Source organism: Polaribacter staleyi, assembly GCF_038024045.1.
Classification (GTDB): domain Bacteria; phylum Bacteroidota; class Bacteroidia; order Flavobacteriales; family Flavobacteriaceae; genus Polaribacter; species Polaribacter butkevichii.
In genome coordinates this window covers 2744153-2766157 of the sequence record NZ_CP150665.1, presented here as the reverse complement: position 1 = coordinate 2766157, position 22005 = coordinate 2744153, and the positions used below count along the sequence as shown (strand labels likewise).

Annotated in this window: 14 protein-coding genes; 8 read left to right on the top strand and 6 right to left on the bottom strand. The window is 31.0% G+C overall.

Features of this window, described 5'->3' with window-relative positions; all coding sequences use genetic code 11:
* Positions 1–219: 219 nt before the first annotated feature.
* The 6 genes from WHD07_RS11860 to WHD07_RS11835 all read right to left on the bottom strand — a co-directional run bounded on the left by WHD07_RS11860 (position 220) and on the right by WHD07_RS11835 (position 7429).
* Positions 220–1782 carry an alpha-L-fucosidase gene (locus WHD07_RS11860; protein ID WP_343328563.1) on the bottom strand — a complete coding sequence of 521 codons (1563 nt, stop codon included), beginning with the start codon at positions 1780–1782 and terminating at the stop codon, positions 220–222.
* Between the two features lie 152 nt (positions 1783–1934).
* A complete protein-coding gene (locus WHD07_RS11855) occupies positions 1935–3230 on the bottom strand; it encodes a glycoside hydrolase family 117 protein (protein ID WP_422897638.1) in 1296 nt (431 codons plus the stop codon).
* 385 nt (positions 3231–3615) lie between these two features.
* The gene (locus WHD07_RS11850) at positions 3616–5151 is read right to left on the bottom strand and encodes a glycoside hydrolase family 28 protein (RefSeq protein WP_343328562.1); all 1536 of its coding nucleotides are present in this window, start codon (positions 5149–5151) and stop codon (positions 3616–3618) included.
* Positions 5152–5255: 104 nt separating this feature from the next.
* Positions 5256–5804 (bottom strand): family 16 glycosylhydrolase, encoded by a 549-nt coding sequence (locus WHD07_RS11845; RefSeq protein WP_343328561.1) that lies wholly within the window; start codon positions 5802–5804, stop codon positions 5256–5258.
* A gap of 66 nt (positions 5805–5870) precedes the next feature.
* Positions 5871–6839, bottom strand: coding sequence for an IS110 family transposase (locus WHD07_RS11840; RefSeq protein WP_343328560.1), 969 nt, complete (start codon positions 6837–6839; stop codon positions 5871–5873).
* Positions 6840–7051: 212 nt separating this feature from the next.
* Positions 7052–7429, bottom strand: a complete 378-nt coding sequence (locus WHD07_RS11835) for a hypothetical protein (RefSeq protein ID WP_343328559.1) — start codon at positions 7427–7429, stop codon at positions 7052–7054.
* A 467-nt stretch (positions 7430–7896) separates the two neighbouring features.
* Here WHD07_RS11835 and WHD07_RS11830 point away from each other — a divergent pair, with 467 nt between their 5' ends.
* The 8 genes from WHD07_RS11830 (at position 7897) to WHD07_RS11795 (ending at position 21814) form a co-directional block, all read left to right on the top strand.
* Positions 7897–9198 carry a sulfatase-like hydrolase/transferase gene (locus WHD07_RS11830; RefSeq protein WP_343328558.1) on the top strand — a complete coding sequence of 434 codons (1302 nt, stop codon included), beginning with the start codon at positions 7897–7899 and terminating at the stop codon, positions 9196–9198.
* 3 nt (positions 9199–9201) lie between these two features.
* Positions 9202–10587, top strand: a complete 1386-nt coding sequence (locus WHD07_RS11825) for a glycoside hydrolase family 28 protein (RefSeq protein ID WP_343328557.1) — start codon at positions 9202–9204, stop codon at positions 10585–10587.
* Positions 10588–10598: 11 nt separating this feature from the next.
* Positions 10599–12434 (top strand): sulfatase, encoded by a 1836-nt coding sequence (locus WHD07_RS11820; RefSeq protein WP_343328556.1) that lies wholly within the window; start codon positions 10599–10601, stop codon positions 12432–12434.
* A gap of 400 nt (positions 12435–12834) precedes the next feature.
* Entirely contained in the window at positions 12835–15981 is a 3147-nt protein-coding gene (locus WHD07_RS11815; RefSeq protein WP_343328555.1) for a TonB-dependent receptor, read from the top strand.
* A gap of 17 nt (positions 15982–15998) precedes the next feature.
* Positions 15999–17777: a RagB/SusD family nutrient uptake outer membrane protein gene (locus WHD07_RS11810; RefSeq protein WP_343328554.1), complete on the top strand. Its 1779-nt coding sequence runs from the start codon at positions 15999–16001 to the stop codon at positions 17775–17777.
* 371 nt (positions 17778–18148) lie between these two features.
* Positions 18149–19021: a family 16 glycosylhydrolase gene (locus tag WHD07_RS11805; protein ID WP_343328553.1), complete on the top strand. Its 873-nt coding sequence runs from the start codon at positions 18149–18151 to the stop codon at positions 19019–19021.
* A 7-nt stretch (positions 19022–19028) separates the two neighbouring features.
* Positions 19029–20396 (top strand): glycoside hydrolase family 28 protein, encoded by a 1368-nt coding sequence (locus WHD07_RS11800; protein ID WP_343328552.1) that lies wholly within the window; start codon positions 19029–19031, stop codon positions 20394–20396.
* Positions 20397–20602: 206 nt separating this feature from the next.
* Positions 20603–21814: a carboxypeptidase-like regulatory domain-containing protein gene (locus WHD07_RS11795; RefSeq protein WP_343328551.1), complete on the top strand. Its 1212-nt coding sequence runs from the start codon at positions 20603–20605 to the stop codon at positions 21812–21814.
* Positions 21815–22005: the final 191 nt, after the last annotated feature.

Here is a 22005-nt window from a genome sequence, read left to right as displayed (position 1 = left end):
TTAACCAATATCCATAATGGTCGCTATGATTGTAAGATTGATCTCTAACAAAAAATAACATCTCTGGTTTTAGTTTTTTTAAGTCACTTAAAATATCACCATGACTGCTATTTTTTTTAAGGATTATCATCGTAAGATTCTTTTTCCTTTAAAAAATCATTGTTGTCTCAAAAAAAAGCTTTTATGAAACAACAATGATTAATTTAAAATGATAATATTTTAGTCTTCGTGAGCATTCACATCTCCACCAATATTATTTTCTGTATAACCTTCTAAGACTATTTTAAAAGCATGTGCGTACTCTGTAGGAAATGTTTTAGGAGACTGAATAACAAGTCCTCTTTCATTTCTTTCCCATTTAATAATTTCTTTACTACCTAGTAATTCAACTTTTAAAATTTTAGAATTTAAAGCACCTATTTGTGTACTTAAAGATTTTATTACAAGCTCATTTTCTGGTGTATCCATTACAATAGCAAAAAATTCTTTGTCTGATTTTTTTGTAAATCGGATGTCTGTATTTTTATATTCAATTTTTACTTTCTCTTCTACTTTATGTCCACCTTCTGGTAAACGTGTTGGACCTTCTCCAAAAACAACCCAAGGTCTTGTACCATAAATAGCCTCTCCGTTTACATTTAACCAAGCCCCAATATTTATAAGTAAATCTTCCATAACCTTAGGAATAGAACCATCTGGATTTGGTGGTACATTTAACAACATTAAGCCATTTTTAGAAACAATATCTACCAATACATCTACTAACTCATTTGGAGTTTTAAACTGAGCTCCAGGACGATAAAACCAAGCTCCAGGAGACGTATCTGTTAACCAAGGATTTGCTTTAGGTTGGTTTGGACGTCCACGTTCGTAATCTTTTATAGCTGTAGCTTCTGTAAACGTAGTTTCTTTATAACACACAGCAACATCCTTATTCCACTCTAAACCTTTGTTATAATAATACGTTAAGAATTTTAAACGAGCTTCTTCTGTCATATTTTCTAACCACCAATCAAACCAAATTAAATCTGGCTGATAAACATCTATAAACTCTTTTAATTTTGCCCACCAATCTTTATAAAATTGTTTATCCGGAGTATCAGAATCTAGCGAATGTGGGTTTGTGTATAAATCATAATCTTTGGGGTTAATACCACCATGCGCATGTGCAGGCGCAAAGTATTTCCAAGTAAAAGCATGATGAAAAGAACCCATAAACTTTAAGCCTTTAGCTTCAATTTCTTTTTTAAGAGCTGCAGAAGGATCAATGCCTCCGTAGTTCATAGAATTCCATCGTGTTACTTTACTGTCCCACATAGCAAAATTATCATGATGCATGGCTACTGGACCTGCAAATTTAGCGCCTGACTTTGCAAATAAATCTGCCCATTTCTTAGCATCAAAACCAGTTGTTTTAAATTGCTCTATAATGTATTTATAACCAAACTCTTTTGGATCTCCATATTTATCTACATGCATTACATAGTTACTAGAAGGTTTTCCGTTTGGTGTAGGTACAATTTTTCCATCAACATACATTTTCATTCCATGCCAACCTGCATACCATTTTGTTGGGTCTGTACCTTCAAAAGCAGACGATACAGGTCCCCAATGTGCATAAATTCCAAATTTAGCATCTTGAAACCAATCTGGTGCTGGATTTACATTTTCTATTGATTTCCAATTTTCTTTAAAACGTTTTTTATTCTGACTATTTATGTTCTTTGATATAAAGAAGACTAGAATAAATAAAAATGAGGAAGATACCTTAATGAGTCTCATGTATTTAATTTAAGATTATAACTAATTTTTGTAATGACAAATATTGTAAGAAACTACTTTTTTTATTTGTACAATTGTATCATAGACCACAACAAATGACCAATTTTATAATCTTTTTATAAAATACAGTTATTAACAAGTCTAATTAAAAATTACTTATTCAATTTTTGGTTTTCTGCAGCAATTCTTTCTTTTTGAGCTTTACTTAAACCTTGTTTATAATAATGCTCTGGCTTATAATAAATATGATTCTTTTTCATTCCTGGATCATTTACATCCTGACTTAAATCACAATCAAAACGTGCCAATACTGCATGATTAGTAGACCAACCATTTACTGCGGTAAAATGAGAAATTCCCCAAGTGATACCTCTACCATCTTTTGTATCAGTAAAAGCATCTGGTATAAATGGTCCTCCTGCATTTGGTAGCATATTACTAATAGCAGCAATGTCAAAATTCTTTCCATCTTCTGCAAATTGTATGGTATTGTGTTCGTTACCATCACGAATAACCAAAGCTGCTATCCCGTTTTTAAATGGAAACATAGTCGTTTCATGTCCAGAATTCATAATTGGGTTTAAAGGATACTTTGTAAAAGGACCTAAAGGATTGTCTGCCGTTGCCAACCCTTGCATTCTAATTAAATTTGGTTGTCCGTTAAAGTCTGATTTATAGTATAAATAAATTTTACCTTTATACACAAGTGGATACGGATCGTGAATAGAAAATTGATCCCATTCTCCTTCTCCTCCATTAGGTATTACAACTTTATTATATGCCGTCCACGGACCATCTGGTGAATCTGCATAAGAAACTGCCACAGGACAATCATCTCCACGCTTACCACTAACTTCCATAAAACCTTGATAATACAAGTAGTATTTTCCTTTCCATTCTAAAATATCTGTAGTTGTTACAGAACGCCAACCAACATTTGGTTTTGGTGGTCTTGGCACTGCAACCCCTTCCTCTTTCCATGTAAAACCATCTTTAGAAGTAGCATACCAAATTTCTGATAAATCCCAATCTGCAGATGGAATAACATCTGTTGCTTTATCTGCATTAGCAGTACCAACTGGTGCTGTTTTTGTATTTCTATAAGTATACCAAACATAATATTTTCCATCATGAAAGATTACTTTTGATGGGTCTCTTCTAGAAATTGTTCCATCATGATTATTATAATCAAAACCTTTTAACTCTGTATATTTAAATTGCGAATACAGTTCGTTATCTTGAGGTGTTGCTCCCATATAAGCATCGTAATTTCTTTCTAATGCTTTACTTAATGGAATATTTGGTTTCGTTTTTGGAAGTTTAAAAGGAAACTTTGAGTTTTGTGAAACTTTCGTTGAAACGTCTGTTGAAACCTCAACTTCTTTTTTACACCCCATAAATAGTACTCCATTTAAAAGTAGTACTAATGCTATTTTTTTTAAAGTCATTTTTATAAATTAATCAGATTAAGTTGCTTTTTATACAAAAAAATAAAACTAATTTAATTCACGTTTTTTAAAGAGCAATTATGGTTTTATTTCAAGAACAAATCGTTATTTAATAATTTATTTTTATTCTAACCCACTTTGTTTAAAGCACGTATAACAAGCATAGAAAAGATTTTTAAAAGAGTAAAATATAGTTCTTAATCAGAAAATTAGAAATAAGCTGACTTTAATTTTAATTGTTCTATCTCTATCTCAAAGGATCATTTTTGTTGCAGAAGCCTCTTAAAGGACAATTACCATAACCCTTTAATTTTTGAAACATAACCTAAAAATAAAGGGGTAATTTTGTACTTATAATTTTATAAAGAAGTAAAAGGTACTTTTATCAATTCTTATTTACTTTAATAGCTTTCTTACCGATTTTATCAGAATTAAAAGACTTAAAAGAACGCTCTAATTCCTTGTTCATATCTGTAGTAACATTCTTAAATGTCATGTTCTTTACATCATTAAAATAAAATGGAGGTCGAGCATCATTTCCTCTAAAAGTTACGTTTACATTTTTCATGAATAACCCTTTAATATGTCTTAAAAAAAATGCAGAAGATGGTAATTCATTAAAAAAATGTTGTTCTGGATATACTGCTTCAGCTTCTGGTACTTCTTTATCTAAAAAAGCAGTCATATTATCAACTCCGGCAAAAGACAGGTCAATATTTTCTAATCTTATGTTTTCTATATAATGCCCTGGAATCCCTGTAATCATTACAGCATCTTGATCTCGTTCAAGCGAGTTCATTTCTGCTTTTATATCATGAATATATATATTTTTAATACTCCCTACTGGGGCACCTTCTGGCTTACTTTTATCGGTATATGTTTGAGGTATAGATTTATCATAAAAACGCCCTCTGTTTCCTAATCTTATAAAAATAGGTCCAGTACATTGATACATTTGTATATGGGAAATTTCCACATCCTCCATAATACCACCATCTACAATCATTAATTTTATTGCACCATCCTTATTACCAAAAAACTGGCTATTAGAAATCTTGATATCTTTGAACCCAACAGCAGAAGATGTACCTAATTTAAATGCAGCACCTGCCATACTACTTACCACGCAATTAGTTACTCGTACTTTTTCGCATATTCTGCCTGAAGTACTTTTTAGGCAAATAGAATCATCAATAGTTTGAAAATTACAAGAATCTACTTCAACATTATAACAGCCATCAAAATCTACACCATCATTGTTTCCGTTTGCGTAATTGTAGATAGAAACATATTTTAAACTAACGTTTTCACAACCGCTAAATGTTGTACACCATGAGCCCGAATTCTTTATAATAATTGAATGAACAGTTACGTTTTTACAATTTTCAATTCTAATTATCTTTGGACGACGCCATTTATAAGAAAAATTAAACCCTCTACCATTTATAAAGGCATTTCTTCCCCCTCCTATAATTGCTACATTTTCTGCTCCATCTGCATAAATTAAACACTCAGAAAAATGTGGTTCTTCTAAACTCTCAGGCAATTTTTTATAATCTTTAATATTATCACTCCCTTCTAAAGCAGACATTTCATCTACATATAAGGTAACGTTATCTTTCAGTACAATAGTTCCAATAACAAATCTACCTGGTGGCACCAAAACGGTGCCTCCGCCATCTGCACTACATTTATCAATGGCATTTTGAATACCTTTTGTACTTAATTTTGAATCGTCTGATTTCTTTCCACGACCTGCATCTACAGCACCAAAATCTAAAATATTATAAATTTTAGATTTATTTCTTGCTTTATCATTTACCTCTGTATAATAGGTAGAATCAAATAAATGTTTCTTTTTTTTCTGAGCAAAACTAACTATTGAACATAGTAGCAATATTATAACTATACTTTTTTTCATCATTTTTTGTTTATCCTTATGGTTTAAAAATTCACTTTATTACTTTATTTAAATCTTAGTATTTTACTATTTCATATACAAAGATTAGTCTACACTTCCTTTACCTATTTCTTTTTCCAAACCCTTACATAATCAATATTGTAAGTTTCATCAAGCCTTTTATCATCAGGAAAAGCCAATAACCACTTATTAGATTCGCTATTAAAATTAATATACAAATCTTGATGCCAATATAAATTTGGTGATTCTCTAAAAAGAACTCCATCAATATACCATCTAATAAAATCTTTGTCCCACTCTAGTCCCCAAACATGGTACTCTTTTTGAAGCTCAAAAGGGATATAATACTTCTTTCCAAAAGAAACTAATTTCTTGATATCTCCTTTATCTACTGGGGCTGAAAAAACATGAAGATTCGATGTTAAATCGTGTCGATTTTCATAAGCTCCAGGATTGTTCTCGCAAATATCTATTTCTGTTCTCCAATTATCTTTGTACCACCAATTATACAACCAAAAGCAACTTACCCAAGGAGCATCCATAAGTTTTGCGCGCATTTCTAAATATCCATAGGTTAAAGATTTTTTACTAATTACCCATCCAACAAAGAACTGAGCTAAAAAACAACTCTTTTCTTCATTAAATTTACGCACTATTATTTTAGGCTCATAATGCTATGAATTCGTATTTTGAGCTTTTATTTTTTATGTAAATACTACTTATTTTGATAAAACAGAAACGTACGTTTCGTCATATGGTAAACCTGATTTTGCAATAGCAAAACTCTGTTTTATCAGTTTATTTGAAACCGCTATTAAAGCCAATTTCTTACTCTTACCCTTGTTAACAATTCGCTCATAAATCTCGCGACATCCTTTATTATGCTTGCAAGCTGTAAAAGCACAGAGAAACAAGAGGTTGCGTAACTTCCTATTTCCAACCTTACTTATTCTACTTCTTCCACGTACACTACTCCCAGATACTCTTATCGTTGGAGTAATTCCTACATAACTACATAATTGTGAAGCTGTTTCAAATTTCTTAAATCCATCAGTAATTACAATTAAAAACAATGCCGTTTTCAATCCTATTCCTGGAATACTAGTTAGCAATGTTAACTGTGCTTGTTGGTCTTGTTTTACTAATGATAGTACTTTTGTTTCGATTCCTAAAATCTCTTTGTCTAAATGTTTTTTAGTCCGTTTTAATGAACCATAAACCCACTTAGAGGGAATCCCTAAAACTTCTTCTCCGTGGATTTTATTCTTAACCGCTGTGCGTTTTTTAATATCACTATCTAATAACCTAAACAACTGTAAACACTCACTCTGAACATTAGTAAGAGCCGTATACAATGGAACTTCATTGATACTTCCATATTCACAGATAGCCTTTGCATCACTTTTATCCGTCTTTACTTTAGATAATTTCATTTGGATAAAACGCTTTACAGACAAAGGATTTACCACCGATACAAAAATGCTTTGTTTGTATAAAAACTGAGCTAATCTGTAATGGTAATAACCTGTTGCTTCCATAATAACTAATGAGTTTTTAGGTAAACTTTTTAAAAAGGTTTTAAACCCTAATTCATCATTTTTAAATTGATCATGACCATTTGTACTTCCATAAACATCAAAAACGTCTTTACTGATGTCAACTCCAAAAATTTCCTTATATTTATTCATAAGAACTGATTTATGAAAGAATAACCTACTTTTACTCACAACAACTTGAAATCGAGATCTAGGTCTCACAGAACTGAACGTGATTGTTAGTAGAAAAGAGAGAGGATTATCAATGTTGTCGAAGTCTTGGCTTCACCGTGTATATTAACCTTAATTCTCTCTTTTATTCTTTCTGATTTATATACTTAAATTTAGTCTTTTATTATAAAATGCTAACTTAAGCTGTGGGTATACCCTTCTTTGAAGGTTATGTCTTTTGCTTGATTGATTGCTAAAACCAATTCTCCTTTTTCTAAAGAAACATTATCTGGATGTGCCATAGATGGTTTACGCCCCAACCATTTAGGATGTGTGCCATACCACTTATTAGTATCTAATTTTTCGGCATTAAATTCATCTGAAAAATCCTTTTGAAACAACCAACTTTTATCTTTCTGATGTGAAAGAGGGAGTATATTATTAACTCTTTTTGGGGCAGAATTTAAATTTAAAGTATCCGTATAATAATTAGTAGGTTTTGTAGAGTCTTGTGCGTAAGAAAATAGTGTACTTAATAAAATAAGCATCTTCATAAAAAGGAGCTCGTTCATATCTTTTTTAGATTTAAACCAAAAGTCTTCTATTTTAGATGCAAAAAATATAAATCTTGTCTTAATAAACAGAACAAATGTTTAAACCCCTCATTTAATTCATTATTAACACACTACTTGACTAGAATCCACATCAAAAAAAGAAATAAAACAGCTTTTACTACACTTTAATCGATAACACATTTACTACCTTATACTGAATTTAAACTTACATATTAATAACATGTATCTCTAAGTATATTTTTAAGAATAAAGGTTAATAAAACAAACTAAAATATAATAAGGCATTAGGTTGCTGAAAACAAAGCTATTACTAGTTTCAATACAATTACTATAGTAAAATTATAGTCTAAAAAGTCTTCAATAAAATCATTTAAGATAGCATTTAAGCTATTTATTGCCTTAGAATACTATTTACTTAAATACTTTTATTTTTCATAGTAAAATTGAGTTTTAGCATCTTAAACATGGGTAAAAAAATAATATTGTTCGTATTAAGTTTTGGGTACATTATCACTACTTTTTCGCAAACAAACATCTTATTTATAGAATCTGACGACCAAAGCAATCAAGCTTTAAAAGCTTACGGAAACAAAGCAATGATTACCCCTAATATAGACAAATTAGCTTCCGAAGGTGTTTCCTTTACATCTGCTTATAATATGGGGTGTTGGTCTCCTGCAGTATGTGTACCCAGTAGAACAATGCTGATATATGGTAAGTATTTATGGGATTCTAAAAAAATAACCAAAAAAAACGCTCCAAAATCATTGCCAGAAAAATTACACGATAATGGTTATTATACCTTTATGACTGGTAAATGGCATGCAATGGGCAATACAGCACAACAAATTTTTGATGAAACTGGCAGCATACAACCAGGGCAATTAAAAACTTATAATTCACCTGCAGGTCATATTACTGATATTACAGGAAAAGAAGCCGTAAATTTTATAAAAACCTACAACAAAGAAAAACCTTTTTTTGCATATGTAGCTTTTAATGCTCCTCATGTACCTAGGCAAACTGAACAAAAATATTACGATTTGTACCCCTATCAACAAATAGAATTACCGCCAAGTTTTTCTGATAAAATGCCTTTAAATAAAAATGTAAAATATCAATATGCACCAGATCCATTAAGTAAACAAACCATGCAAAAACGTGTGCAGCAAAACAATGCAATGGTGACACATATGGACGCAAGAATTGGCGATATTATAAATGCATTAAAAGAAAAAGGATTGTATGAAAACACATTAATTGTTTTTACGTCTGACCACGGAATCAATTTTGGCGAAAATGGTGTGGCAGGAAAAGTTTGTTTGTATGAACCGAGTGTTACAGCTCCTTTAATTATAAAGAGTGTTAACATAAAAGCAAACAGTAAAATTAACGAGCGTATTTACTTACAAGACATTACGCCTACTTTATTTGATCTCTTAAATATAAAAACAAAACAAGTTACAGATTTTAAAAGCTTACTGCCTTTAATCACTAAAAAAGGGCAAGCAAGAAAATCTATTTACTTGGCAATGTTTGATGATCAAAGAGGTATTATTTCTGAGGATAAAAAACTAATAATTTACCCAAAAACAGGTGTTTTAGAATTGTACGATTTAGAAAAAGACCCTTGGGAAACTCAAAATATTCTATCAAAGAAGAAGTCAAAATCTACCCTTAAAAAATTATTGAAAGAATTAAAGCTTTGGCAAGAAAAAACAGGCGATGCAACCAATTTATCAACCATCTACAAACAATATATTTAGACTATGAAATCATTTGTATTATTTTTATTTTTAAGTATTTCTACTCAAATTAGTGCCACAACCTATAATGTACTCGATTTTGGTGCAAAAGGAGATGGTGTTACTTTAGATACCAAAGCGGTGCAACAAGCCATTGATATGTGCTCTTTAAAAGGTGGTGGAAAAGTGATTATTCCTTCAGGAAAAACAGTACTTATTGGCACCATTTATTTAAAAGACTTTGTAACCCTACATATAGAAAATAATGCCGTTTTATTAGGTAGCCCAAACTATACAGATTACACCACAGATACCCACAAAAACACCTATAAAAACGAACCTCATATGGATCGTTGTCTCATTTTTGCAAAAGACGCAAAATCTATAGCTATAGAGGGTTTAGGTACTATTAATGGTAATGGACATCCAAAGAACTTTACAAAGAAAAAAGGTGGACGCCCAATGTTAATGCGTTTTTTAAACTCTAATGACATCCATCTGAAAGATGTAACACTATTAAACCCGGCTGCTTGGACATCTGCTTGGTTGTATTGTAATGAAATTGTGGTAGATGGTATTAAAATAATCAGTCGTGTAAATCATAATGGAGATGGATTAGATTTTGATGGATGTACAAACGTACGTGTAGCAAATTCTTCATTTGATACGAGTGATGATTCTATCTGTTTACAAACCTCTAGACCAGACAAACCTTGTAAAGATATTGTTATAACCAACTGTGTATTTACTAGTAAATGGGCGGCCATGAGAATTGGTTTAGCCTCTAGAGGAGATTTTGAATCGATAACGGTAAGCAATTGTACTTTTCATGACATACAAGATTCTGGATTAAAAATTCAGATGAATGAAGGTGGAGAAATGAAGAACATGGTTTTCTCTAATATTGTGATGAAAAATGTACCAAGACCCATTTTTATGACCTTTTGCCAACAAAGAGCAGGTGTAGATTCTCCTGAAGAAATGTTGCCAATGAAAGCAATGCATCATTTTATTTTTGATAATTTTATTATTGACAACCAAGAGTTGGATAAGAATTCTGTTATTTTTCTTACAGGAATGCCAAACCACTACATAACGGATATTCAGCTAAATAATATTCAAATGACAGTTTCTGGAGGAGGCACAAATGAAGACGCTACAAAAACTGCAATTAAAGAATATACCTTAGAAACTTTAGGAAATTGGTGGCCAGAGTTTAGCAAAGTTGGCACCTTACCTGCATCGGGTATTTTTGCAAGACACATAAATGGGCTATATATTTCTAACTTTCATTTAAAAACTATAAATGATGATAAAAGAGCCGCTATCGTTTTTGATGATGTGTTAAATTCTAACCTAAAAAGCACTTATTTGAATCGTAAAGAAATAAGTAGTAAAATTTTAAAATAAAATTAAATACAATGAAATTTAAATCAATTTATACAATTCTATTCCTTTGCCTTTTTTCTTCTTTAAAAGCACAACAACCCAATATTGTTTGGGTGGTTTCGGAAGATAATTCTACCCATTACCTTCAATTATTTGACAAACATGGTATAGAAACACCTAACATAGAAAAGTTATCAGAAAAAGGAATTCAATTTAACAAAGCCTTTTCTAACGCTGCCGTATGTAGTGCAGCAAGATCAACTCTTATTACGGGTGTTTATGGTCCTAAATTAGGTACGCATTATCACAGGTCTGAACAAAAAGTAACATTGCCAACCAATATAAAAATGTTTCCTGAATATCTAAAAAACGCAGGATATTACACCACCAACAACGCAAAAGAAGATTATAATATTTATAAAGATAAAAATGTCTGGGACGATTCTTCTAGAAAAGCAACTTGGAGAAACAGAAAAAAAGGACAACCCTTTTTTCATGTGTACAACATGCAAACAACACATGAAGGCAGTTTACATTTTACCAAAGAAGAAATGGAAACAAACCCAACAAAAACCTCAACAGAAGGAATATTTGTAGAACCTAATCACCCAAATACAAAAACTTTTAGATACACAAATGCATTTTATAGAGATCGTATTCAAAAAATGGATGCTCAGGTTGGTAACTTAGTAAAAGAATTAAAAAAAGATGGCTTGTTAGAAAACACCATCATATTTTATTACGGTGATCATGGTGGCGTTTTACCAAATAGTAAAGGCTACTTAAAAGAAACTGGTTTACACGTTCCTTTAGTAGTATATGTACCTCAACAGTTTAAAAATTTATCGCCATTTCCTATTGGTTCATCAACAGAAAAATTTGTGAGTTTTGTAGATTTTAGTGCTACAGTTCTAAATTTAGCAGGAATTAAAGTTCCTAAAACGATGGATGGAAAACCTTTTTTAGGAAAAAATACATCTAATTCAATTTCTAAAGACAATGTAACTTTTGGTTATGCAGATAGATTTGATGAGAAATATGATATGGTTAGAAGTGTAAGAAAAGGGAATCTAAAATACATTAGAAACTTTCAGCCTTTTAATATTGATGGTTTAATGAATATTTACAGATACAAACAACTTGCCTATAAAGAATGGAAACAACTATTTGATGATAAGAAGTTAAACCCAATACAGTCTCGCTTTTTTGAAACTAAACTCCCTGAAGAATTGTATGACCTTGAAAAAGATCCTTATGAAACGAATAACCTTGCAAACAACCCTGCATTTTTAAAAGAACTAAAACACTTAAGAAAACAATTGTATTCTTGGATGAAAAAAATGCCTGACCTCTCTTTTTACCCAGAACATTATTTAATTGATAATGCTTTTAAAACTCCAATAGAGATTGGTAAATCTCATAAAAAAGATTTGGTACATTATCTAAAAATAGCCAACCTTCAAGTAATTCCTTTTTCTAAAGCAAAACCTAAATTAGCAAAACTTTTAAAATCTTCTGATGAAATAACACGCTATTGGGCATTAATTGTTTGTACTACTTTTGGTAAAAAAGCAGCTGTTTTTTCTGATGAAATTCAACAAATATTAACTACAGATTCTTATTTAGCAAATAAAATGAGGGCTGCAGAATTTTTAGAACTAACAGGAATTAAAAACACCTCTAAAAACATGGTTGACTTATTATATCAATCTAAAAATGACACAGAAGCACTCCTTATTTTAAACAGTATTACGTTACTAAAAGATTTTTATCAAAAAAACTCATTTATAATAGATACGTCTAAATTAGATAAAAAAGTAAGAGAAAACAAACATGTTATAGACCGCCTAAACTATTTAAATTTATAAACTTATTCCAATATATAATAACTCAAACAGTATACCCGGTATATCAATTTGAAAAAGAAAAAAGATCAAAATAAACCAAAAATTATTTTACATCTGTCTTTATGTTTTGTAATTAATAAAACTTAAAAAGTTCAACCATATTAAAAAAGGAAAATTCTAAAATTATTACATAAATTGTTTTAAGAACCTATAAATCAACTGCTATTTTTATTGACACAATAAAAGATTCAGTGACTTAAATATGCGTCTAATAGATTGTAACACTTTTTATTAGGATAACATAACTGTTATAGATAAAACCATATGTTATACTAAACTCTTAGTTAAGATTTGATATTTGTGTAAGGTCTTACTCAATATTGCAAGACTCAATTAAATAATCATTCAAACTAAACAATTTATGAAAAATGAACAATTAACTTTATTTAAAAAAAGAAGCATATTATTGCTACTTTTTGCAATTTATGCAATTCCGCAATTTTATGCCCAAAACATTAATGTAAAGGGTATTATTAAAGATGAAAAAGGTATAACAATTCCTACCGCGAACATTCTTGTAAAAGGAACAACAATAGGTACTCTTTCTGATTTTGATGGAAATTTTACTATTGAAGCAGATACCAATGCAACTTTAGTTATTAGTTTTTTAGGGTATAAAACCCAAGAAATCCCCATTAATGGACGAACAAGTATTACCGTAATTTTAGCTGAAGACACAAGTGCTTTAGACGAAATAGTTATTGTAGGGTATGGCTCACAAAAAAAAGCAAGCATTACAGGTTCAATATCAACTGTTAAATCAAAAGACCTTGTAAAAATACCAACAACTAACGCAACGGCTGCCCTTGCAGGAAGATTACCTGGTCTAGTAGTAACTCAAAATAATGGTCAACCTGGTGGAGATCAAGCAAGTGTAAGTATTAGAGGATTTGGAAGCGCTTTGGTAATTGTTGATGGAGTTCCACGAGATTATCAACAATTAGATCCTAATGAAATAGAATCAATTTCTATTTTAAAAGATGCATCAGCAGCTGTATACGGAGCTAGAGGTGGTAACGGAGTAATATTGGTAACGACCAAAAGAGGAGTTGTAGGAGCACCAAAAATAAATTATTCAGGAAGCTATACATTACAACAACCTTCATTTTTACCCAAAATAGCCGATGCTGCAGGCTATGCTAAATACCAACAACAAGCAGAATTGTTAGAAGGTGTGGCTATTGCAGACTTAAAATATTCAGATGAAGATATTGCAAAATACCAAGAAGGTACTCAACAAGGGTATAGAGGAACAAATTGGCAAGATGTTGTTCTAAAAGACTGGTCTACAACCACACAGCATAATTTTAATATACAAGGAGGTTCCGAAAGTGTAAAATATTTTACTTCTGTAGGGAACTTGCAACAAAATTCGTTGTTAGAATCTGGAGATGGAAAATTTGAAAGATTCAATATTGGAGCTACAGTAGACGTTGCCGTAAATAAAAAATTAGATATAAGTGTAAATCTTAAATATAGAGAAGAAGAAACACAAAGACCAAGTGGGGTTTCTGGAGATAATGATAGTTATTATAGAATATTTAGATTTTTAGCATCTAGTAACCCTACCATAGAACGTAATCCCGACACTAATTTTCTTACTGCAACACATCCTTTAGGACAAAACCCTCTTGCTTTTTCTTCTAGAGATATAACGGGTGTTAATGATACCGAAAGAAAACAATTTGATGCAATTGTAAGTTTAAAATACAAGTTACCTTTTATAGAAGGATTAAATGTAAACGGTAAAATAGCTCATCAAACAGTTCATTCATTAAATAGATTAACAAGAGTGCCTTTTACAACCTATAATTACAATGCTGATACAGATGTATATACTCCAAGTTTTACTACTTCAGAAAATAATGTAAATGTAAGCAATAATGATTTGGTTCAGACAACTACTCAAATAGGTTTAGATTATAAAACTACTTTTAACGATGTGCACAATGTATCTGCAACAGTTGTTTTAGAAAACAGATATGTAGATAGAGAATTTTTTACAGCTAGTAGAACCGATTTATTGTCTCCAGATGTACCTTATCTGTTTGGAGCTACAGGAGTACAAACAAATGATGATTTTTTGGTAAACCTAAATAATGGCAATCCAATCCCTCTTCAAGAAGGACGTCAAGGTTATATAGGACGTTTAAATTATGATTACAAAGGAAAGTATTTGGTAGAAGCCTTATTTAGAGCCGATGCTAATATTCAATTCCCTAAAGAGTCAAGATGGGGATATTTTCCAGGATTATCTGTAGGTTGGGTAGCGTCTAAAGAAAATTTTCTAAAAGAATTCAAAGCAATTGATTTCTTAAAATTTAGATCTTCTATTGCAAGTCTTGGATATGATGCGACTTCTAATTTTGATTACATCAATGGATATGGATTAGAAAACAGTCAAGGTAGTTTGTATGCTTATGGTTCAACACCATACAATTCAACACTACAAACAGTAGGAATCGCAAACCCAACAATTACATGGGAAACCTTAAAAACTTATAATTTTGGTGTAGATGCTAGATTATGGAATAGTAAATTAGGTGTTGAGTTTGATGTTTTTTACAGAGAACGTTCAGGTCTATTAAGAGATCGTGAAGACCAAGTTCCAGATACATTTGGAGCAGATTTACCTCAAGAAAATCTAGGAGTAGATAGTAATAGAGGTTTTGAATTGGTATTGACACATAGAAACAAAATTGGAGAAGTAAATTTGAATATTAGCGGAAACGTAACTTGGACAAGATCTAAAATTATAGATAATGTTGAGAGAGAATTTGATTCTAATGAACCAGATGATGCAAGAATAAATCAAAGAAATGGGCAATGGGCAAACCGTAGGTTTGGATATAGAACAAATGGTTTTTATGATACACAAGAAGAAATAGATAATGATGGTATTGTCTATGATCCTGATCTTGAAGAACCTTTGATAGGTGACGTAAAATACGTGGATAAGAATGGAGATGGAACTATCGATTGGAGAGATCAAGAAGTAATTGGTAGAGGACAAACCCCTGAATTGTTCTATGGGTTAAGTGTAAATGCAGATTATAAAGGTTTTGATTTATCAATGTTATTACAAGGTGCTAGTAATTTTGATGTCTTGGCAGGTGCAGGAGAACGTGCAGCAAATACTAGTATTGGTCAAGTACCATTTAAATATCAAGTAGACAATTCATGGAATGCAAGCAATCCATCTGCTGCAAAATTACCAGCCCCAAATACAGCTGGTTTAAATCCTCATAATAATCAACCATTAGATATTTATTTGAGAAACGGAGCTTATTTAAGATTAAAATCTATTGCTTTAGGATATAGTATTCCTAAAACAACTTTAAGCAAAGTTGGGTTAAAGAGCGCTAGAGTATATGTAGCAGGTTACAATTTACTTACTTTAAGAAGTTCAAGTATTTTTGATTTAGATCCTGAAGCAAGAGGAGATGATGGAGTCGCTACATATCCAGTTCAAAAGAATATTAGTTTAGGGATAAATATTGGGTTATAATTTAAAATTTTATACTAATGAAGAATAAATATATATATATAGGGATTTTTACAATTATAAGCATTTTGTTTTCTTGTGAAAACCCTTTAGAAAGAACAGCATTAGGTATCTTTTCTGAAGAAAATGTATGGGCTGATGAAACACTAACAGACCTGTATATTGCGAATGTTTTTGCAAGAACAAATTTTCTTCCTGGAGGAGGAAATGGAGATGTTGGACAATTGGTTGTAGATGCTTGCGCTGGAGGATACGCTAGAACCTATGGAGGATGGCCTACAGGTTATCAATTTACAAGAGGAGCCTTTTCTAGTCAAGGAACAGGAAACGCTTCTAATGAATATTGGAAATGGGATTTGGTACGTGATATTAATACAGGTATAGAAGAATTAAGTAATCCTGAAAGTACTTTATCTGAAGAATATAGAAACATTCGTTTAGGAGAATTACACTTTTTAAGAGCATGGGTATACCTTCAAAAAGTGAAACGTTATGGAGGTGTTCCAATTATACGCAAAGCACAATCCGTAGAAGACTCTTTCGAAAAAATTTCTGTACCTAGAAATTCAGAACAAGAAGTATATGATTTTATTGCTGAAGAATGTGATCTAGCAAAAACGCTTTTAGAAGGAAAAACACTTGAGTATGGAAGAGCAACTTCATGGGCGGCTTTGGCTTTAAAAAGTCGTGCAATGCTATATGCAGGTAGTATTGGAGAATTTGGGTCGATACAAATGAATGGTTTATTAGGAATTGATAATGCAGACAAATATTGGCAAATGTCATATGATGCATCTAAAAAACTGATAGCAGAAGGAGGTTTTTCATTATATGGAGCTGGAGCGGCTACTTATGAAGAGGCAGAGAAATCTTATTACGAACTCTTTACCAAGGCAGAACAAAATAGTGAAACTATCTTTGCTGAAGTTTTTGTAGGTGATGGTTCTAAATCTGAAGATTGGGAAAGATGGAATGCTCCGTCTATAGTGAACGGGACAACTTTTTTAAATACCTATCTAGAAACTTTTGAAATGTATGAATATATCGATGGTACTTCAGGAAAATTAGACAGATCTACTCTAGTTGAAGGAGTTTTTCATAATATGGCAGATTTTATAGGTAAAAAAGACCCAAGATGTAGAGCTAATATCTTTTTGCCAGAATCTACTTACGGAGGAGAGACCGTTTGGATGCATGAAGGTTTATATGTTGGTGGCGTTTTAAAAACAGATAATGTTACAGGTATAGATATACCAGCTAAAGGCCCTTCGCGTGATATTCAACGCACAGGTTTTTTTAATAAAAAAAGATCAAATGAAGAGTATTTAGTAGGAGATGGATTTGGATTAGGTGGAACTGATTATATGGTTTTTAGATTAGGAGAAATTTATTTAAACTTGGCTGAAGCAGCATTTGCTTTGGGTAAAGATGCTGAAGCTTTAGAAGCTCTAAATACTGTCCGAAGACGTGTTTTAATGCCAGATAAACCAGCTATAACTTGGGAAGTTATTCAAAATGAAAGAGGTGTTGAATTAGCATTTGAGCAACATCGTTATTGGGATTTAAGAAGATGGAGAATAGCTGAAACTGAATTAGACCGTAGAGGAAATAAATATTCTGGTGTTCGTTGGAGAAAAGATTATGACAATCCAGGTATGTATGAAATTATTCTAACAACTACAGGTACAGCAACTGATAGTTGGGATAGAATATTTGAAGAAAATCACTATTATTTCCCAATAGGTTTAGATAGAAGACAAAGAAGCCCTGCCTTAGTAGAAAACCCTGGGTATGAATAAAATAATTTAATCGTTTAATTAAAAAAAGAACTCATTGGAATTTTCAATGAGTTCTTTCTTTTTACAATGTTCTTTTCATAATAGAAAATTATAAAAAAATGAAAGCAATACGCCAAATAATAATTCTTACTAGTATAATTTTATAATTCTTTAATTAAAAGACTTTCAGGTATATAATTACTTCAAAATAAACATATGTCTTAGAATTAAATATGTTTGTAGTATTATTTGATTATTCTGAATGGATTGAACAATTTTTAAAAAATTAAATTTGTTAGGTACTATATACTTTTATCAAACAAGAAAAATAACAAATTAATATTCAAAAAAGTTTCGAATACTAACAAAAATTTAAACCTATAAACTTACCAATGAAAATAAGAATAAAATTAACAGTTTTAATTGCACTATTACTATCAAGTACCCTTCTTGCACAAAAAGCGCCAACTTTTAAAGATGGTGAAGATCCAAAACCGGCAGATAAAAAATGGAAATTGATAAAAAATATGTCTGACGAGTTTAAAGGCAAAAAAATTGATGAAAAAAAATGGCAAATTTCTGGACAAGGTTGGATTGGGCGTGCACCAGGATTGTTTATGAAAGAAAATATTAAAGTTGAAGACGGAAGTTTAAAAATAACAACTACAAAATTGCCAAAACCAATTATTAAAAACAACCAAGAGTATACGTATGGTGGTGGTTATGTGGGCTCTAGAAAAGGTATGACGTACGGTTATTATGAAACTGAAATGAAAGCGAATAAAACATTTATGTCTTCTACCTTTTGGTTGATTAACGAAGGTAAAGGTAGAGAAGGTTGCGATAAAAGAACCACAGAATTAGACATTCAAGAATGTGTTGGGCAAATTACAAATTCTGCTGAATGGATGAAAAATTTTGATCAAGCTATGAATTCCAATACCCACAGTAGAAATATACCAGAAGGTTGTGATTATATTAAAGGAACGGCAAAAGGTAGCGCAAAAACAAGCGGAAAAGTATATAACGATTTTCACGTATATGGTGTTTGGTGGAAATCTAAAGACGAAATTTTATTCTTTTTAGATGGTAAGTTTCAGTCTAAAGTTAAGCCAACTGCAGATTTTGATATTGAAATGTTTTTACGCTTAGTTGTTGAAACTTATAATTGGAATAAAGCCCCCGAAGATGGAGGTATGTCTGGTTCTATAGAAGATAGAACTACTACATATAATTGGGTGCGTTCTTGGAAACTGACAAATTAAGGTGAAAATGAAAAATAGGATTAGAATATTTTTATTTATATGTATTGCAGGGTTATTATTTTCTTTTTCAAAAAGAGAAAAAACCTATCATGTAACAAGTTTCGGAGCAAAGGGAGATAGCATTACTATTAACACAAAAGCAATTCAAAAAGCAATTGACAAGTGTTCTAAAAAAGGTGGTGGAACCGTAATTATAGACAAGGGTGTTTTTATTAGCGGAACGATTCTCTTAAAAGACAACGTAACACTTTTGGTAAAAGAAAATGCAAAATTAGTAGGGAGCTCTAATCCACAAGACTATCAAAGTATAGATACCTTTACAGATGCTGTTGGACAACAAAGAGGTACTTGTTTAGTTGGTGCAATTAATGCTAAAAACATAGCAATTACAGGCAAGGGAATCATAGATGGAAATGGTGCTGCGTTCTTAGCCAAAAACTTAAAATTGAGAAAGAAAGAATTAGGTGTTACCGATGATCAAAATTTTGGAAGAAACAGACCTTTTTTATTACGTTTTGTAAAATCTAACCAAATTACAATTACCAATATACATCTAAGAGAAGCGGCTGCTTGGGCTTGTCATTTTTTTCAATCGAGCGATATTCTTGTAGATAATATTACAATATATAATCATGCAAACAAAAACAATGATGGCATCGATCTAGATTCTAGTCACGATGTAGTTATAAAAAACTGTAACATAAACTCTGGAGATGATGCCATTTGTATAAAAGCAACAAGTCCGTTACCTACTTATAATGTAAAAGCATATAACTGTACTTTAAAAAGTAATTGGGGAGCCATAAAATTTGGAACAGAATCTATGGGAGATTTTTACAATATAAACATTAAAGATTGTAAAATTTATGATACAAAAGGAGGTGGTATAAAATTATTAAGTGTAGATGGGGCTAACATTTATAACATAAACATAGAAAACATTGAAATGACCAATGTAGATATGCCTATTTTTGTAAGACTAGGAGAACGTTTAAGAACTTATAGAAATGCACAAAAACGTAAAGTGGGTTCTATTGATAATGTTAAAATTCATAATATTAAAGCAACTACAAGAAGTTTAGAAAACTCAAGAGTTTCTCCTCCATCAGGAATTTTAATTACCGGAACTCCAAAACATAATATAACATCTATTCACTTAGAAAATATAGCAATTACACTACCTGGAGGTGGTATAAAAGAAAATAGAAATATAACGGTTCCAGAAGATGAAACTCGTTATCCAGAATTTAGTTTCTTTAAAGTAGTCCCTGCATACGGAATGTACGCAAGACATATAAAGAATTTAAAGACCAAAAACATCACCTTTAAAACACTTTTACCAGAAGAAAGATTTGAAACTCTTATTGTAAAATAAACAGTATTAATTTTACGTATTTTTTTTGATATTGATACAACAATAACAGTGTTATAGTAACATATTAAATAGTTTTCACTAATTAAGAAATAATTATTTTCAGATTAGTGAAAACTATTTGTGGTAAATAACGAATCATATATGGTATCGCTTACCTAAGCTTCCTTATATATTTACCAAAACCATTTTTTTCTAAAAAATTATTTATGTTATTAAACACAATTTCTTTAAAGAATACTGTATTTTCTTTTAATTCAAAAAAAATAACAGACCATTTACACGTCTTCTTATTCTTATCTGTTTTTTTATGTTCATTCGTTACGCAATCTCAAAAGATTAAAGTCGATGGTATTATTTTAGACGAAACTAATACTCCTATTCCATTTGCTGCAGTAGGAATTGTAAACAAAAACATAGGGACATCTAGTACCCAAGATGGTGAATTTTCTATGTTATTATCCAAAAGTAACCTGCAGGATAGTCTTTCAATTTCTTGTTTAGGATACAATACTTTTAAAATAAAAATACAAGATTATTTAAAACAAAAAGAAAAGAAAATTCTATTATTTGAAAGTGTATTTGAAATGAGTGAAATAACACTTATAAAGCCTTCACATTATATTTTTAGTGCTGTTAAAAAACTTAAAGAAAACACAATAAGCACATATCATTTAAAAGAATTACTCTTTAGAAGAGCCGCTACAGAAGGTGGTAAATCTAAATTTTTTGTAGAAAATTACATAAAAATTAAAGGGCGTGGACCCGCCTACTCTTTAGGTACCGTGAGGGTTACAGAAGCTAGAAAATCTGCTGATTACAGAATATGGAAGCGCACACAATGGACGCATTCTATTAATTATATGGCTAGTGGAAATCCATTATCACCATCAGAAAAAAAACCTAACCTTAAAAAATATACTTGGAAAATTATAGGAGACTCATCATACGAAGGGGAAGAAATTGTTATTGTTGAAGGTACTAATAAAAAAAAGAAATGGGATAAGATGAAATTTTATATTGGAGTTGATACCTATGGGGTTTACAGAATAGAACGTCAAAAATCATTGTATGTTTATAAAAAACACAAAAATGGTAAATTGTATTTGAGTTATTATTCCAACGAATGGGGACTTAACAGAGGTATGATTCCTGAAAAATACTGGAATACGGAAGCAGAAAAAATGAGTTATCGTTTAGAGGCTTTTGTTTTAAATATTGAAGCCGACAAGAAAAAGATTAGATTAACAAGTTTTGGAGACGAAATAGATATGGGATCACAAAAATTACCTTATCACCCTAATTTTTGGAATGACTTAAGCATGCCTCCTGATACTAAATTTTATAAAAAAATTAAAAGTGAACTCGAAGGAAATTATGGAGTTTCTTTAGAAAAACAGTTTGAATTAGTTAATAAATAGAGTTGTTTTTTATTGCAATAAACCTTCATTTACAATAATAAAAAATAAATCACATTGTTGTTGTATATGAAGGCTTATCCTAACGAATACAATTATTATCACCTACATTTTTTATAGTCATCTATAAAATATCCGATTTTTTAGGTATTAGTACTCAAAGTAAGTATTAAAAATAAAAGCAACCAATAAAA

What these genes read in the sequence shown, in the direction of transcription:
- WHD07_RS11810 (WP_343328554.1), top strand. Translation starts at nt 15,999, where the DNA reads ATGAAGAATAAATATATATATATAGGGATTTTTACAATTATAAGCATT.
- WHD07_RS11795 (WP_343328551.1), top strand. Translation starts at nt 20,603, where the DNA reads ATGTTATTAAACACAATTTCTTTAAAGAATACTGTATTTTCTTTTAAT.
- WHD07_RS11835 (WP_343328559.1), bottom strand. Translation starts at nt 7,429, where the DNA reads ATGAACGAGCTCCTTTTTATGAAGATGCTTATTTTATTAAGTACACTA.
- WHD07_RS11850 (WP_343328562.1), bottom strand. Translation starts at nt 5,151, where the DNA reads ATGAAAAAAAGTATAGTTATAATATTGCTACTATGTTCAATAGTTAGT.
- WHD07_RS11855 (WP_422897638.1), bottom strand. Translation starts at nt 3,230, where the DNA reads ATGACTTTAAAAAAAATAGCATTAGTACTACTTTTAAATGGAGTACTA.
- WHD07_RS11830 (WP_343328558.1), top strand. Translation starts at nt 7,897, where the DNA reads ATGGGTAAAAAAATAATATTGTTCGTATTAAGTTTTGGGTACATTATC.
- WHD07_RS11860 (WP_343328563.1), bottom strand. Translation starts at nt 1,782, where the DNA reads ATGAGACTCATTAAGGTATCTTCCTCATTTTTATTTATTCTAGTCTTC.
- WHD07_RS11805 (WP_343328553.1), top strand. Translation starts at nt 18,149, where the DNA reads ATGAAAATAAGAATAAAATTAACAGTTTTAATTGCACTATTACTATCA.
- WHD07_RS11825 (WP_343328557.1), top strand. Translation starts at nt 9,202, where the DNA reads ATGAAATCATTTGTATTATTTTTATTTTTAAGTATTTCTACTCAAATT.
- WHD07_RS11815 (WP_343328555.1), top strand. Translation starts at nt 12,835, where the DNA reads ATGAAAAATGAACAATTAACTTTATTTAAAAAAAGAAGCATATTATTG.
- WHD07_RS11800 (WP_343328552.1), top strand. Translation starts at nt 19,029, where the DNA reads ATGAAAAATAGGATTAGAATATTTTTATTTATATGTATTGCAGGGTTA.
- WHD07_RS11820 (WP_343328556.1), top strand. Translation starts at nt 10,599, where the DNA reads ATGAAATTTAAATCAATTTATACAATTCTATTCCTTTGCCTTTTTTCT.
- WHD07_RS11840 (WP_343328560.1), bottom strand. Translation starts at nt 6,839, where the DNA reads ATGAATAAATATAAGGAAATTTTTGGAGTTGACATCAGTAAAGACGTT.